The sequence below is a fragment of the Paenibacillus glacialis genome, from assembly GCF_001637205.1.
Taxonomy (GTDB): domain Bacteria; phylum Bacillota; class Bacilli; order Paenibacillales; family Paenibacillaceae; genus Paenibacillus_AQ; species Paenibacillus_AQ glacialis.
The window spans coordinates 385,755-399,729 of the sequence record NZ_LVJH01000002.1 but is presented as its reverse complement, the minus strand read 5'-3'; the positions used below and the strand labels follow the sequence as shown (position 1 = coordinate 399,729).

Annotated in this window: 13 protein-coding genes; 9 read left to right on the top strand and 4 right to left on the bottom strand. The window is 39.0% G+C overall.

Annotated features, from left to right (window positions below; genetic code table 11):
- Nucleotides 1–68 precede the first annotated feature (68 nt).
- From PGLA_RS02280 to PGLA_RS02270, 4 genes are all read right to left on the bottom strand, one after another.
- Nucleotides 69–989 (bottom strand): phosphoenolpyruvate carboxykinase (ATP), encoded by a 921-nt coding sequence (locus PGLA_RS02280; protein ID WP_068528041.1) that lies wholly within the window; start codon nucleotides 987–989, stop codon nucleotides 69–71.
- Between the two features lie 99 nt (nucleotides 990–1,088).
- Nucleotides 1,089–1,214 (bottom strand): paeninodin family lasso peptide, encoded by a 126-nt coding sequence (locus tag PGLA_RS27270; protein WP_145939453.1) that lies wholly within the window; start codon nucleotides 1,212–1,214, stop codon nucleotides 1,089–1,091.
- Between the two features lie 15 nt (nucleotides 1,215–1,229).
- Nucleotides 1,230–3,179: an asparagine synthase-related protein gene (locus PGLA_RS02275; protein WP_068528038.1), complete on the bottom strand. Its 1,950-nt coding sequence runs from the start codon at nucleotides 3,177–3,179 to the stop codon at nucleotides 1,230–1,232.
- Between the two features lie 133 nt (nucleotides 3,180–3,312).
- Nucleotides 3,313–3,747 carry a VanZ family protein gene (locus PGLA_RS02270; protein WP_068528035.1) on the bottom strand — a complete coding sequence of 145 codons (435 nt, stop codon included), beginning with the start codon at nucleotides 3,745–3,747 and terminating at the stop codon, nucleotides 3,313–3,315.
- Between the two features lie 515 nt (nucleotides 3,748–4,262).
- Between PGLA_RS02270 and PGLA_RS02265 the strand changes: the two genes are divergently transcribed.
- The 9 genes from PGLA_RS02265 (at nucleotide 4,263) to PGLA_RS02225 (ending at nucleotide 13,951) form a co-directional block, all read left to right on the top strand.
- Complete coding sequence (locus tag PGLA_RS02265) at nucleotides 4,263–5,018, top strand: YveK family protein (RefSeq protein ID WP_068528032.1); 756 nt, start codon at nucleotides 4,263–4,265, stop codon at nucleotides 5,016–5,018.
- The gene (locus PGLA_RS02260; protein WP_068528030.1) at nucleotides 4,999–5,688 is read left to right on the top strand and encodes a CpsD/CapB family tyrosine-protein kinase; all 690 of its coding nucleotides are present in this window, start codon (nucleotides 4,999–5,001) and stop codon (nucleotides 5,686–5,688) included. The genes PGLA_RS02265 and PGLA_RS02260 overlap by 20 nt, the downstream gene beginning before the upstream one ends.
- 261 nt (nucleotides 5,689–5,949) lie before the next feature.
- Nucleotides 5,950–6,840: a UTP--glucose-1-phosphate uridylyltransferase GalU gene (gene galU, locus PGLA_RS02255; protein WP_068528027.1), complete on the top strand. Its 891-nt coding sequence runs from the start codon at nucleotides 5,950–5,952 to the stop codon at nucleotides 6,838–6,840.
- A gap of 284 nt (nucleotides 6,841–7,124) precedes the next feature.
- Entirely contained in the window at nucleotides 7,125–8,564 is a 1,440-nt protein-coding gene (locus PGLA_RS02250; RefSeq protein ID WP_068528025.1) for an O-antigen ligase family protein, read from the top strand.
- A 2-nt stretch (nucleotides 8,565–8,566) separates the two neighbouring features.
- Entirely contained in the window at nucleotides 8,567–9,505 is a 939-nt protein-coding gene (locus PGLA_RS02245; protein ID WP_245699668.1) for a glycosyltransferase, read from the top strand.
- A 9-nt stretch (nucleotides 9,506–9,514) separates the two neighbouring features.
- Complete coding sequence (locus PGLA_RS02240; protein WP_068528018.1) at nucleotides 9,515–10,333, top strand: glycosyltransferase family 2 protein; 819 nt, start codon at nucleotides 9,515–9,517, stop codon at nucleotides 10,331–10,333.
- Nucleotides 10,305–11,654 (top strand): lipopolysaccharide biosynthesis protein, encoded by a 1,350-nt coding sequence (locus PGLA_RS02235; RefSeq protein WP_068528016.1) that lies wholly within the window; start codon nucleotides 10,305–10,307, stop codon nucleotides 11,652–11,654. Before PGLA_RS02240 ends, PGLA_RS02235 begins: the two co-directional genes overlap by 29 nt.
- A 34-nt stretch (nucleotides 11,655–11,688) precedes the next feature.
- Nucleotides 11,689–12,570 (top strand): glycosyltransferase family 2 protein, encoded by an 882-nt coding sequence (locus tag PGLA_RS02230; RefSeq protein WP_068528014.1) that lies wholly within the window; start codon nucleotides 11,689–11,691, stop codon nucleotides 12,568–12,570.
- Between the two features lie 328 nt (nucleotides 12,571–12,898).
- Complete coding sequence (locus PGLA_RS02225; protein ID WP_068528010.1) at nucleotides 12,899–13,951, top strand: glycosyltransferase family 4 protein; 1,053 nt, start codon at nucleotides 12,899–12,901, stop codon at nucleotides 13,949–13,951.
- Nucleotides 13,952–13,975 lie beyond the last annotated feature (24 nt).

Genomic DNA, 13,975 nt, shown 5'->3' with positions numbered 1-13,975 from the left:
AGGGGGATGAGAGTATGGTCGGAATCATTATTCTTGGCTAATGATAGCGCATGATAGTCTGTTATCTGTTATTTCCCGATTGCAGATAAAACCATGTCAGTCAACTGATGAACTGTAGGCTCATGCAATGGGCGCTGGAGCTGATAAATGTCGATACTGCCGGACATACGGGCTGTCGTATCGAAATGCCATGGGGTGAATCCGCTGTTTGGAAGAAAAAAATTACGGTATGTATGTCGATATAGGAGAGGGAGACGCTCTAACTTCTCTATCGTTCGAATACTGACGTGGTTACAATCGGTCTTGATCAGCTCAAATATACCGGCTAGGGGAAGGGTATCGACAGAAAAGTGGGAGGCGACGGGGATTGCATATTTGGTTTCTCGTTCGAATAACGGCCGGAATTGATCCGAATTCATGCCGAAGGTATCCAGACTCTCCTGCCAAAGTTTCTGCTGCGGATAGGCTGGAGTCACATAAGGGGTATTATGGGGATCAAGAGTGACGGCGATGACATCGTCGGTTAACAGTTGGAAACCCCGCTGGATAAAGGAGGATGCAAGAGTAGACTTGCCATGGCCGGAATCACCAATGAAAGCGTAAGCTTTGTGGTCAATGACTACTGCACTGCCATGCAAAGGGAGGATCCTTCTCTGTAGTAAAATAGCGCCCATGCATGATCCAAGAACATATAGTCGAATTTTATCCTCGTCCGCGCCCTTCCCAGGCGAAATATAGATGGTTGTTCCACCTTCGACGGCGAAGACAGCCAGATCTGGTATCCAGAACATAATCAGATTCTCGGTTACTGCGGATTTCTTAGGTGGGACAGAAAGTTCTAACCATTTTTCGGTTAAGTCAGCATAGCGGATAGCGATATCGATAGTACTATCAGGATTGTCTATCTGCTGCAGTTCAGGCAGTGGGATGTCGCTTTGTATGGAATACCCGAAGGCTTTATATATGGTCTTGCTAATTGTATGAATCACTATCCTCGCCCCATTTCTTGAAATATGAATAAAATAAGAAGCCCTTATACCCGCTAAGGAATATAAGGGCTGTGCTTCAATAAGAATGATATCTTATGTTTAGCTGTAGTGTACATTTTCATCAGGGTCCGGTTGTACCCCATCCGGTCTTGCATCACCAGGACCAGCCATCGTCATGCTGATATTAAGTACTTCCAAAGCAGGTGCATTCCATTCTTTTTTCATATGTATCACCTCCTTTCAAAAGTTTTTTTGAAGAAATCGGTACACGATTAAGCTACGCATTAACAGCTTGATTGTAGGACTGTAGGCCTGATTCGGATCAAGGCCATTGCGGGCTTCAGCTAATGCATCATGGAAGACGGGCATGTTGATGATCTGCTGCATTCGAGAATCACGGCTCAGATGATCAAGCTCCTCGATAAACACAGGCCATTCCTTAGACATTCGATGGATAGAATCGGCTGCTTGTGTCCCTCGGGTACGTTGATTGAGCCGGATGGAATCAGGGAGCCAGCCTTTCGTAGACCGTCTAACTAATGCTCGATCGATGCCATCCTGAACGAATTGTTCCATCGGAGTTGAGAGGCAGAATCGAATAACCCGTAGATCATTGGTTGGATCATGGCTCCATACTGAATACCGAAGTGAGAGCTTACATCCACTTGCACCTGTCATACTCCACATATTTACACGATCGAAATGTTGCCTTCTCGCTTCAAGCGGATCTGCTGGAAGATCTTTAGAGGATCCAATACCAGTGAATGTATGATCGCAAAGCTTGTCATAGACTCCGGTTAGCAACGCAAAATCTGTATTTATTAATTGCGGATAATCATAGGGTACTCTGGAAGGTCTTACTCGTTCCAGAATCGGGTATGCCTTACGGCTGACAATGGAATAGACACGCTTGCGTCCGACTCCGACATTCTTACTGAACAGATTGATCTCTCGAGATAAGCGAAGCCATTCGAACTTCTTCATAAGTTTGGCATAATACTCGATTGCGGGACCCCAAGAGATACTGTAATTCCCTCTGGCACCATTGAGCAGAATGCCGATTCCGCGCTGCTGTGCTTGCTCATAGATTCCTCTCAACCAGAATGAATTATCGAAGAACTTGTAGGGCGACTCCATGATATCAAGCCAATCATCGATTTCCGAGAAAGAACTTCTTCCTTTGAAATCCAAGTAATTGTCGTTAATATTCCCTACATACTGTACCGTTTGCTGTATGAGGGGCCTTTCATCCGCAAATCTGTGCTTTGGTGTCCAATCCACGAATCCATCATCAGGGACGTAACTGAATGTATGAAGTGTATGGTTATCCTTCTGCAAGGCTCTGGCAGCAAAGCTAACGACTGCTCCTGAGTCTAATCCTCCGCTAAGATGAGAACCGACATTTCCGTTGCTTCGTTGGAGCCTTGTCGTAACGGCTCTATTGAACACGTCCCGGAACGCTTCTTCATAATCTTGCGATGATGCAAGCTGCAGAGGAGTTATATCCGTAAGGGCATTGTATCTGGTGATAACTACCTTATGATGCTTGATGTTTATCGTATGAGACGGCGGTAATTGCTCGATATGTTTATAAATAGTAGTTGAAAGATCTGGCGGTTCGAAAACACCGCTAATCGCGAGGAATTCTGCCAACCATTCTTCGTTAAGCTCTTTATGTATATAAGGCAAAGACAACAATGGATTAATTACGGTGCAGAAAGATAACTGTTGTTCATTGCGGTGATAGTACAGCGTACGAGCACCTGAGAAATCCCTAGCTCCAAAAAGTTGCTTCTTCCTCTCATCCCAGATTACGAAGGCAAAATCTCCTACCAGTCGTTCTGGCATTCGTTCACCCCACTGCTCATAAGCCAGCAGTATAACTTCACTATCGGTCATGTTCTTCCTAAGGATATGTAAGACTTGCAATTGATCCATTAACTCATCCCGGTTGTCAATGATGGCATCTGCCGTTATAGCGAGTCCTCGATTCGGGTCGTAGTAAGGCAGTGTTTCATGAATGGATTGCTCCGTGATCCACTGCGCATGGCATCCAAACATAATGTGATCCTTATGCCATAGCGCGCTTTGATTAGCTGGATATTTCTTCAGCGCTTCCATCATAAGGCTGCCATGCTCGATCTGAACGGATTCCTCATTGAAATGATAAATACCGGCTATTGCACTCATTCGGTCTTCCTCCGTTATGAACTACCATTACAGTAATAGATGTATTGATACAATATGTATCGAAGTCATCATATACCAAGTTACGAAATGTATCAAGTTATTTTTTCTAATATTATATAAATTGAATAAAGCTTCATTTTTTACTATCCAACATTACGTTTCTTGTACGCTTGGATCTTTTTCGAAATAGGATTAGACATAATAGATAAGCGAAGAGTATGCCTGCGGAATCGTTGGCAATGTCATAGATCCGACCGCCGCGGGAGAAGAATAGCTGAAGAATTTCAGTCAAGGCAGCATAGAGGATAGAGAAGAAGAAGGCGGATTTATATTTGCCGAAATTTGACGCGAGCAGAGCAAGGATAAAGAAACCGAGAAAATGTCCAATTTTTCGATGAATCCAATCATTTGTTCTCCATTGAAAATCAAGCCTAAGTAGTTCTGACCAATCAGGTATTGGATTGAACTGGAAGTCAACAATATGATATCTGATGAGCATATGAAAGTTAACCGAGCAAGTGAAAACGAATAGGACGAAAGCCCAAAAAGTAGTTAGAATAATTCGCATTTGGCATCTCCTTTCGTGAAAGCGCTTCTATTATATGTGTAATTTTATGAAATCGGAATCCGAAGAAAATTTAGATACAAATTGTATCTTTTTTTTTGTGTTAGTATATAGCAGCTCTAATAGCGTTTCAAGATCGAAATCGACCTGTTTTATTTAGAAGTACTCTGGACACATCTAATCTAAATAATCAGCTTCTTTGATGTATCAAATCATCGAAGCTGATTATTGTGGTGTTATTTATGCTTGTATCTCTACATTAACATACTAAATGTGATCATAATTGTAACACAGCAATTGAGCCTATAAGTATGCGCTAACAGAAAACGCGATTGAAATATAGCCTTGACATGATACAAATTGTATCGTAAAGTATGAAATATAAATGATACATATTGTATCATAAAAGCTTATGTAAGTAAATTTGGGGAATATTTGTCAGATCATCGATGATAGAAGTCAAATACAACCCTTTCTGCTACACATATTCTACAAATTGAGCGAGGGGTTGCAAGGGTATGGAACTCAAACAGTACTTTAGAATTATTCAGAAGAAATGGTGGCTGATAGTAGCTATTGTTGTCATCGCGTTCGCAGCGACAGGAGTCAAAAGCTTGTACTTTACAACACCGATCTATTCGGCGAACGCCAAGCTTATCGTTAATCAGTCAGCTTCGGTGGGTGAAGTGGCAACACTTAATGCGGGTACTATACAAACAAGTATCATCCTTATTAATTCTTATAAAGAGATTATCAGATCATCTGCAATCATGAATAAAGTTGTTGAAAAATTCCCTGGATTAGGATCAACTTCGAGGGAAATGTCTTCAATGATATCTGTCACTTCGGCAAACAATTCACAAGTGATGAATTTAGTCTATCAGGACACATCCTACGCCAAGGCCGCCGCAATCGTAAATGCTGTCTCGATGGTATTTAAAGAAGAAATACCTCACATTATGAATGCAGACAACATCACCATCTTAAGCGAGGCAGACACGACAATAACACCTTCTCCGATCAATATTAATCCGATCATGAATATTCTAATCAGCCTGGTTGTTTCGCTTATGCTGGCGATTGGACTGGTATTTCTGCTCGATTATCTTGACGATACATTGAAGACAGAAGCAGAAATTGTTGAAATTATGGACGTTTCAGTGCTTGCCGTTGTAGGAAAGATCACAAAGGGTGATCTAAAGATCTCGCGGAGGGCGAAGGCATTACAAAAACCAAAAGTAGGTGAGAGCAAGTATGCGTCGATCAATCAATGATAGCAGCTTAATTGTTTCCATGAATCCCGAATCGCCTATATCGGAAGTGTATCGGTTGCTTCGAACCAATATCCATTTTTCTTCTATAGATCAGGCATTGAAGACCATAATGGTCACTTCTTCCCAGGCAGGAGAAGGGAAAACCACAACAATAAGTAACTTGGCTATCACCTATGCACAGGAAGGTAAGAATGTGCTTCTTATTGATATGGATATGCGTAAGCCGTCGCTGCACCGTATTTTCTCCCAATCGAATCGTCAAGGCTTAAGCACGGTGTTAACAGGAGACACAAGTGTACAAGACGCGATCCAGGAAACCATGGTCAGTCATTTATCGTTGCTCCCTTCTGGACCGATACCTGGCAATCCGTCAGATCTCATTGATTCTACAGCCATGCGGGAAATGCTGGAGCAGTTGCAACAAGAATATGATGTTATTCTCATGGATTCCCCGCCGGTATTGTCTGTAACGGATAGTGTCATAGCCAGCACTTTGTGCGATGGCGTTATTATGGTGGTTGCCGCAGGTAAGGTGAAGAAAGTTCATTTGAAGAAAGCTAAAGGGCAGTTGGATCATGTCAACGCTCGATTGTTGGGTATTGTGCTTAACCGTATGAATAGAGATAACCAGTCGAACTTCTATATGAATTATTACGGAATGAAAGGTTAGATAACTAGCGAGGTACTGTCGGGAGTAAAGGTAATGTCTACTGCACCTCTATCACTGTAGACACTCGTTCACGCTGTGGGTCTTGAGGACCTTAGACATCATTGTCAAGGGTGTGATGTGAGGAAGGGTTAAATGCCCTAATTTAGAAAGTTTAGCTATGTTCTTTTCTAATTGAAGAGTGCATAGCTAGGCTTGTCTACTAATAAGACTTTCATACTGGCATTCGTCAAAAGAATAAATAGAGAGGGTAGTGGATGAAGAATGAAAAAAGTGAAAAAAGCAATTATTCCTGCAGCGGGACTTGGGACGCGCTTCTTACCCGCAACTAAAGCCATGCCGAAAGAAATGCTTCCGATTGTTGATAAACCCACCATTCAATACATTGTGGAAGAAGCAGTAGCTTCAGGTATTGAGGACATTATTATTGTGACAGGCAAAGGTAAACGCGCCATTGAAGACCACTTTGATCATGCATTCGAGCTAGAAAATAATTTGTTCAGCAAAGGGAAGTTTGATCTGCTTGACGAAGTGCGCAGTTCCTCAAATGTAGAAATCCATTATATACGCCAAAAGGAAGCAAAAGGACTTGGCCATGCCGTATGGTGCGCTCGTAACTTTATAGGTAACGAGCCGTTCGCCGTACTACTCGGGGATGATATCGTTCAATCACAGACACCTTGCATCCGGCAGCTGGCGGAGCAGTTCGAGCAAGTACAGAAATCTGTGATTGGCGTTCAATCGGTTCCCCATGATCAAACGCAACGCTATGGCATAGTAGCCGCACTGGAAAGGTTCGGCCGTTTACATGAGGTGGATTATTTGGTAGAGAAGCCGCCGGCAGGCAAAGCACCGTCTAATCTGGCGATCATGGGTAGATACATATTGACTCCAGAAATATTCGGGTTTCTGGAACATCAGGAGGAAGGTGCCGGTGGGGAAATTCAGTTGACGGATGCAATACAAAAGCTGAATGAGAGTCAAGGTGTATATGCATACGACTTCGAGGGAATTCGTTATGATGTAGGCGAGAAGCTGGGCTTTATAATGACTAATCTTAACTTTGCACTTCAGAATGAAGAGCTGCGTAAACCGCTTTTGCAAGGTATGGAAACTATTCTCGAACGAGAACATCTTGTCAGATTAACTCGCTGAGGTGCCCTATCTGATGTATCTATATATTGTATTGGAGGACCCGTAAGGGTCCATTTTCCTTAGTCAGACACGTATCAGCTCAGCTCCTGGATATACTGTTCTTTGGCAAGTTAGTTGCAAAAATAATTTAAAATTTTAAGAAATGCTGGAATTGGACCTGGAGTATGTTGAACGCAGAAGTGTGTGGTTTGATATGAAGGTAATACTTAGAACGGTAAAAATAATTGATCTCCAAATTCGGCGTAATAACTCGCTAGCAATGGTAGAGGGGATGGAAAGAAAAAGTGGAAGAGATAGATGGAAGACATGCTCTAAAATTTGGTGTTAGAAAATATATTTCGATTCTTATAACACTAACGGTAGCAATAATTCTAGGGTTAGTTGTGGGGATTGTAAGCACAGTGAGTTCGTTGCATATGGAGTTGGTCCAATTTACCATTCTTCTTAATTGTATGTTCATAGCGTTTTACATAAACATATATAAGGAAAATATTTTACTTCCTTATGTTATTCTAATTTGGGCCTTGAGCCCTGAAATAAGACGTGTTGTTGATTGGTTGTTCCATACTTATAGTGAGGTTTCAATCATCTCCGTAATACCTTATTGTGTAAGCTTGATCCTTTTAGTGCCAATCTTAAGAAACAAAAGCTTATTAAATAGAAGAATTAAATTCATAGCCATTATTATGGGAGTAACATTGACCTATGGATTTTGCATTGGATTTTTAAAATATGGCATGGCATCAGTATTTGATTTTCTTAACTATGCGGTACCTTTCCTGGTCCTTATTTATGTAAATGTTTGTGGCTTAAATATTGATGTGCGTAATAGATGGCTAAAGAATTTTTCATATCTAGGAGTATTTGTTGCAGCATATGGAATATACCAGTATCTCGTACTACCTCAATGGGATGAGTTTTGGATGATTAATGCTGATATGAACTCCATTGGGACTCCTGAACCTCTAAATTTTCGGTTATTTTCAACTATAAACTCTCCTGGCCCAACGGGGCTGTTTCTAGCATTTTCTTTAGCAATAATGATTGTGCAAAAAAAATGGAGAGCATTTGGTTTAGTCGGAATGATGATTGTAGCCTTTGCTTTACTTCTTACTTTAGTTCGTAGTGGATGGATTGCATTTATTGTTCTGATTCTGGCCTATTTAATTAGATCTCAGCTGAAGAATAAAATAATGTTAATCGCTCTTCTTGCAGTAATTGGATTGGCGTATCAATTTATACTTCCAATGTTACCTGGGGCTTCAAGTATTACTTCACGTATTGAAACGTTAAATTCTCTAGAGGGAGATCATTCTTTTAATGAAAGGCTTAGCTTTTCGACAAACATTCTTTCGGATATCATACGAAATCCAATTGGGAAAGGATTGGGGAGTACTGGACTTGGAACGAAAATAAGTAATAATTCTAGTGATTTTGTTACATTTGATAATGGTTATTTAAACATCTTTTATACTTTTGGGCTTCCATTGGGATTAGCTTTAATAGCTACACTTTTCTATTTAGCAATTTATTTTTATAAGTCAAGTGGAAAGGAAAAAGTATTCTTCCCAATCTCATTTGCTGCGATTGTAGCTAGCTTATTTCTTTTATCGGGAAGTAATATTATCCAAGGTATTAGTGGAGTTATTGTATGGTTTATCGCCGCTCTCGCATTTATTTCACCCCCACAACATGAGCAGAATAAAGGAGGTTACTTGCCTTGAAAATGAGTGTAATTATTCCAACATTTAAAAGAACTGAGGATTTAAACCGCTGTTTAAAATCTTTAATTGATCAGAATAGAAAAGCCGATGAAATAATAGTAATTGTTAGGGATATTGATATAGAGAGTCAACTTTTTTTAAAGAGTTTTAAATATATTTATGGTAGATATAAAACAATTATTGTCAAAGAGCCTGGCCAAGTATATGCGTTAAATCAAGGAATTCAACAAGCGACTGGCGATATAATTTCAATTACTGATGATGATGGTGCACCTTGGCCTGAGTGGTTAGATAATGTGGAAAAGCATTTTATTAGAGATCCTAAGGTAGGTGGGGTTGGTGGTAAGGATTGGCTCCATAATGATTTTGTATTAGAAGTGGGGAAAAAGGATATCGTTGGGAAGGTCCAATGGTTTGGCAGGGTTATAGGAAACCATCATCTAGGACATGGTGCATTTAGAGAAGTGGATGTATTAAAAGGTGTCAACATGAGCTTTCGGGCGAGTGTAGTAAAAAACATTAAACTTGATAACAGACTTAGAGGTAGTGGTGCACAAGTTCATAATGATATGGGGTTATGCTTAGCAGTTAAAAGAGCGGGCTGGAAGTTGATTTATGATCCAAATGTATCTGTAAATCATTTTTTAGCTATACGGCATGATGAGGATAAAAGAAATCAGAGTTTTAATTATAATGCACAGCGTAATGCAGTTCATAACGAAACAATTATCTTGCTTGAACACCTTTCCAAAAGTATGAAGGTGTTTTATTTACTATGGGCAGTATTAATCGGGACAAGATCTTCATGGGGAGTAGCTCAATTTATACGGTTTTATTCGAAAGAAAGAAAGGTTGCACTAAGTAAGTTAAGCTCCAGTATTAAAGGAAGAAGAGATGGCTGGAGAACTTGGAAAAATTTTAAAAAAATAATTGAGGTGTGATCACGGAATATGTCAAATTCAACTCGAAATAAAATATCTGTTGTAATAATTACTCAAAATGAAGAGGGGAAGATTAGAAATGCAATAAACTCTTCAAAGAAAATTGCAGATGAAATAGTTGTAGTTGATGGAGGTAGTACCGATAACACTATTACAATAGCGAAGGATTTAGGATGTGAAGTATATTCTAATCCATGGCCTGGTTATGCGAAACAACGAAATTTTGGAGCCAATGTAGCTGAAAATAATTGGATATTCTTTATTGATTCGGATGAAGAGATCAATGAAGAGTTACAAATTTCATTATTAAACTGGAAAAAAACTAATGAAAATTTGGTGAATGCTTATTCTGTATACCGAATAGGAGATTTTTTGGGGAAATGGATGGGAAAAGGTGAATATTTAATAAGACTATATAACAAGGATAAAATTAAAATTAAAGATGTATTGGTTCATGAAGGTCCAGATGTAGATGCAAATGAAGTATCTGTTTTAGAGGGAGTACTATGGCATCATGGTTTTAGAAGTATCAATGATCATGTACAGAGGTTTAATAAATATACAGATTTAGAAGCTGAAAAAGATTATTGCAATAATCGTAGATTTAGTTTACTGAGGTTATTATTGAGGCCACCTGCTAAATTATTATATATATTAGTTTTTCGTGGTCTAATTACTAAGGGGATTGCGGGAATAAGTGTATCCTTTTTTTGGATGTATTATGAATTTCTCAGAGAAATAAAACTTTATGAACTTTCAAAAGATAGTAAAAAAATTAAAATCCCTAGGAGTCTTCAGAATGGAAAAAGAATTGACCAAGAAAGATAGATGGACACGAAGCTTCGTTCAGACCTTCGGGAGCCAATTAGCTATAATGTGTGTTAATTTGTTGTCCGGTATCATATTGGCTCGAGGAATGGGGGTAGAAGGCAGGGGACAATACATTTCGATTACAATGTGGACTAATCTCCTTTACTGGGGCTTGAGTTTTGGAGTTTATCAAGTCGTTCTATATCATTGGAAGTTGTATAAAGGAAATAAAAAGGATATATTCGCTACCTTTTTGGTTTATATATTTATCACTGGTATTTTGGCAATCGTTTTGGCAGAAACAATCATAGTTCCTCTTGTTACGGGTGGATACGACAGTGCAGTTGTAACCGCTGCACGCATATATTTTGTAGCTATCATTTTCGCAGGGTTTACTGATATTATCTTGGCGATTTTGGCGAGTGAGGAGAAATTCGGTTATTCGAATATTGTTCGTATTTTTATTCCAGTATTTACAACATCAATAATGTTGATCTTATTCTTGTTTGGATTCCTTGATTCCCAGACTGCCTTGTATACTTCATTTATTGCATCGAGTGGTTTGTTTTTCATCAATCTAGTACAAGTTGCAAAATTGAAATATTTTGGCGGTAAAGTAGATTGGTCTCTCATGTGGCAGGCTTTTAAATACGGGGCAAAATCATATGGCGGTGATGTAGCGGGCTTGGCCTCAAATAACTCCACCCAGATGATAATGTCTGTATTTCTGTCTCCACTTTCGCTAGGTTTGTACTCGACAGCCCAGAGTGCAATTTCTCCTCTCAAGACGATTACATCGACGATAGCTATTACGGCTCAGCCAAAGTTGACTGTAGAGATAGCGGATCGGGTTCATTCTCGTGTGACGGAATTGTTTCGAAAATCAATTATCCTTTTAGGAATCTGTTCTATAGGGTTGGCTGTGTTTCTTCCGTTCTTATTGCCTTTTGTTTACGGGCGCGATTTCATGCCTGCAGTCATTCCAGCGTTAATTTTGATTCCGAGCTTATTGTTTAATTGTCTTTCGAATGTTCTACGTAACGCGTTAAATGGATCAGGTATGACGTTTGTAAATACAAAAGCTGAATTAATTGTTCTGTTCTTTACGGTTGTCGGTTTGTATCTATTTTTGAGCAAATGGGCCCTTATTGGAGCGGCAATTGTTACAGTACTTACTAGCATATTAAGATTAATTATATTTTACTTGGAATATGGAAAACGATTAGTACGAATACCATGGTATACAGTCATTCCAACCTGGAGTGATGTGATTGGTATTTACCAAGCAATCAACACAATGATTACTAAATTGCTGCGCAGGTCAGCTTTCATACGTTAATATTATAATTGAATTAATAAATAGGAGGTAAAATATGTTAACCCTAAGCGTAGGTATAGTAACACGCAATAGAAATAGTGACTTATTTCGTTGTATTGAATCTATCGAAAATAGTATTGATCATTGTTTATCTAACGATGTAAAAATTCAAATTGGTAAATTAGTAATCTCAAATGATGGTTCTGAAATTGTTATGCAAAATACAAGATATTCATGGGATGTTGTTGAAGGTCCCAAGAGAGGAATAGGAGCAAATAGGAATAATATAGCGGATAATATTATAGGAGATTTTGGTTTAATAACCGATGATGATATGGAATTCCCACTAAATTTTATGATGGAGTCTGTGGGGAATTTACTATTAGTAAATAAAAATACAATATTAACAGGAAAAGTAAAAGAATTTGATGAATTTACTCCCCCGACAGAACCGGACTTTTGGGGTTACCGGAGAAATCGAATTGAGTCTTCACAAAGACCGGCTGGATTTACAGACCAAGTCACATGGCTGCCCATTAAATGTTTTTCTGAATGTAAATTTGATGATGCAGTTATATATGGACCTACTGAGATGGATTTTGCCTACCAATTAATATTTAATGGATATGAGATTAGGTACATTCCAGAATTATGGGCAATACATTGGGGGAAAAATAAAAGCAGTGTAACAATTAATAAGGCTGACATGGAGTTTTCAAGAATATATTATACTCTCAGAAGATACTATATATGGGACCGATCTGTTATGAAGTTAATGCTGTTTCGCATATTAGAAATCCCACGTCTATCTTTTGCTCTTTTGAAAATAATGGGTCTTAAGGGGATATTATTGGCATTCCAATCGTTTATATCAGCAAATATAAATTTTGAAAGGGAAAAACATTCTATTATTGCTAAGGTAAGGAAAGCGCTGTGAATAAAATATAAGAGCAATCTAACAAAATTTGCGCTGTAGTAATGGAATTCTAAGTATCTATTAAATCTCCAGATGTATGATATAGAAAATGAGGGTATTTCAGTTATTAGGATTGCGCAAGAAGGAAGATATATTAAAGTAGGAAAGAGTAATTTTAATTGTAATAGTAATACCATCTTATAAACACAGTGCTTGCGGAGTGGGCCTTATTAGACAGCTTCGTATTAATGATTATCATTCTGCACAAAAATACACTTAGGTGATACTGTGAAAAATAGATTGGAGTGCTCTAAAAAGGCAATCAATTTTCAGGGGAAGAGGTGAGAGCATGAACATCCTTCATATAGCCAATCATGTCAAACAGTGTGGTAACGGAATCGTAAATGTCATGATCGACTTAGCTTGCGAGCAGGCAAAACTAGGTCATAATGTGGCGGTTGCATCTGAGGGTGGGGGGTATATAGAACTGCTGTTAAAGAACAATATTCAACATTATAAACTTGATCAGACGAGAAAGCCCGCACAAATGATGCAGGCTTTTTTTAATTTTCGGAAAATGGTCAAACAATTTAAGCCAGATATAATTCATGCGCATATGATGACTGGAGCTTTGCTCTCAAGATATTTGAAAGGGTTTCAGAAATATAAAATTGTGACGCATGTACATAATGAGTTTCAGAAGAGCGCGGACTTTATGAAAGTTGGCGATTCAGTAATAGCTGTAAGTCAGGCGGTAGCCATATCGATGGTGAGCCGAGGGGTGCAGGAGAACAAATTGCACATTGTCTTAAATGGCACGATTGGAAGTTCGCGGAAAGGTGATACAGGAGGAGTATGTCTCAAAGGACTATCAATCGTAACGGTTGCTGGCCTGTATGAACGGAAAGGAATCTTTGATCTAATTGAGGCATTCGAAATTGTTGTCGCGAAATATCCTGAAGCTAATTTGTATGTATTAGGAGAGGGTCCGGATAGATCTAAATTTGAATTACAAGCTAACCAATCTATTGGAAAAGATAACATTCACTTTCTGGGATATCAATCTAATCCGCATAATTATATGGAAGCCGCTGATGTTTTTGTATTAGCATCGCACAAAGAATCATTTGGACTAGTATTGATCGAGGCTCGGGAAGCGGGTTGTGCGATCGTGGCAACTGATATTGATGGAATTCCTGAGGCTCTTGATTTCGGAGAATCAGGTATGTTAGTGCCGCCTAAATCACCTGAAAGGTTGGCGGAATCCATCATTTCGATGCTTCAGGATTCAGAAATGAGTAACAAATACCGAAAGCGTGCTCTGCAAGGGCTAGAATATTATTCAGTTGAAAGAGTGGCGAGAGACACGTTAAAGATTTATGAGGGACTACTAATTAGTTAAATCATACTGAAGAAAAGAGAGATA

Excerpts from the sequence above, each read along its gene's own strand:
- PGLA_RS27270 (WP_145939453.1), bottom strand. The coding sequence starts at position 1,214 with ATGAAAAAAGAATGGAATGCACCTGCTTTGGAAGTACTTAATATCAGC.
- PGLA_RS02275 (WP_068528038.1), bottom strand. The coding sequence starts at position 3,179 with ATGAGTGCAATAGCCGGTATTTATCATTTCAATGAGGAATCCGTTCAG.
- PGLA_RS02270 (WP_068528035.1), bottom strand. The coding sequence starts at position 3,747 with ATGCGAATTATTCTAACTACTTTTTGGGCTTTCGTCCTATTCGTTTTC.
- PGLA_RS02265 (WP_068528032.1), top strand. The coding sequence starts at position 4,263 with ATGGAACTCAAACAGTACTTTAGAATTATTCAGAAGAAATGGTGGCTG.
- PGLA_RS02260 (WP_068528030.1), top strand. The coding sequence starts at position 4,999 with ATGCGTCGATCAATCAATGATAGCAGCTTAATTGTTTCCATGAATCCC.
- galU (WP_068528027.1), top strand. The coding sequence starts at position 5,950 with ATGAAAAAAGTGAAAAAAGCAATTATTCCTGCAGCGGGACTTGGGACG.
- PGLA_RS02245 (WP_245699668.1), top strand. The coding sequence starts at position 8,567 with ATGAGTGTAATTATTCCAACATTTAAAAGAACTGAGGATTTAAACCGC.
- PGLA_RS02240 (WP_068528018.1), top strand. The coding sequence starts at position 9,515 with ATGTCAAATTCAACTCGAAATAAAATATCTGTTGTAATAATTACTCAA.
- PGLA_RS02235 (WP_068528016.1), top strand. The coding sequence starts at position 10,305 with ATGGAAAAAGAATTGACCAAGAAAGATAGATGGACACGAAGCTTCGTT.
- PGLA_RS02230 (WP_068528014.1), top strand. The coding sequence starts at position 11,689 with ATGTTAACCCTAAGCGTAGGTATAGTAACACGCAATAGAAATAGTGAC.
- PGLA_RS02225 (WP_068528010.1), top strand. The coding sequence starts at position 12,899 with ATGAACATCCTTCATATAGCCAATCATGTCAAACAGTGTGGTAACGGA.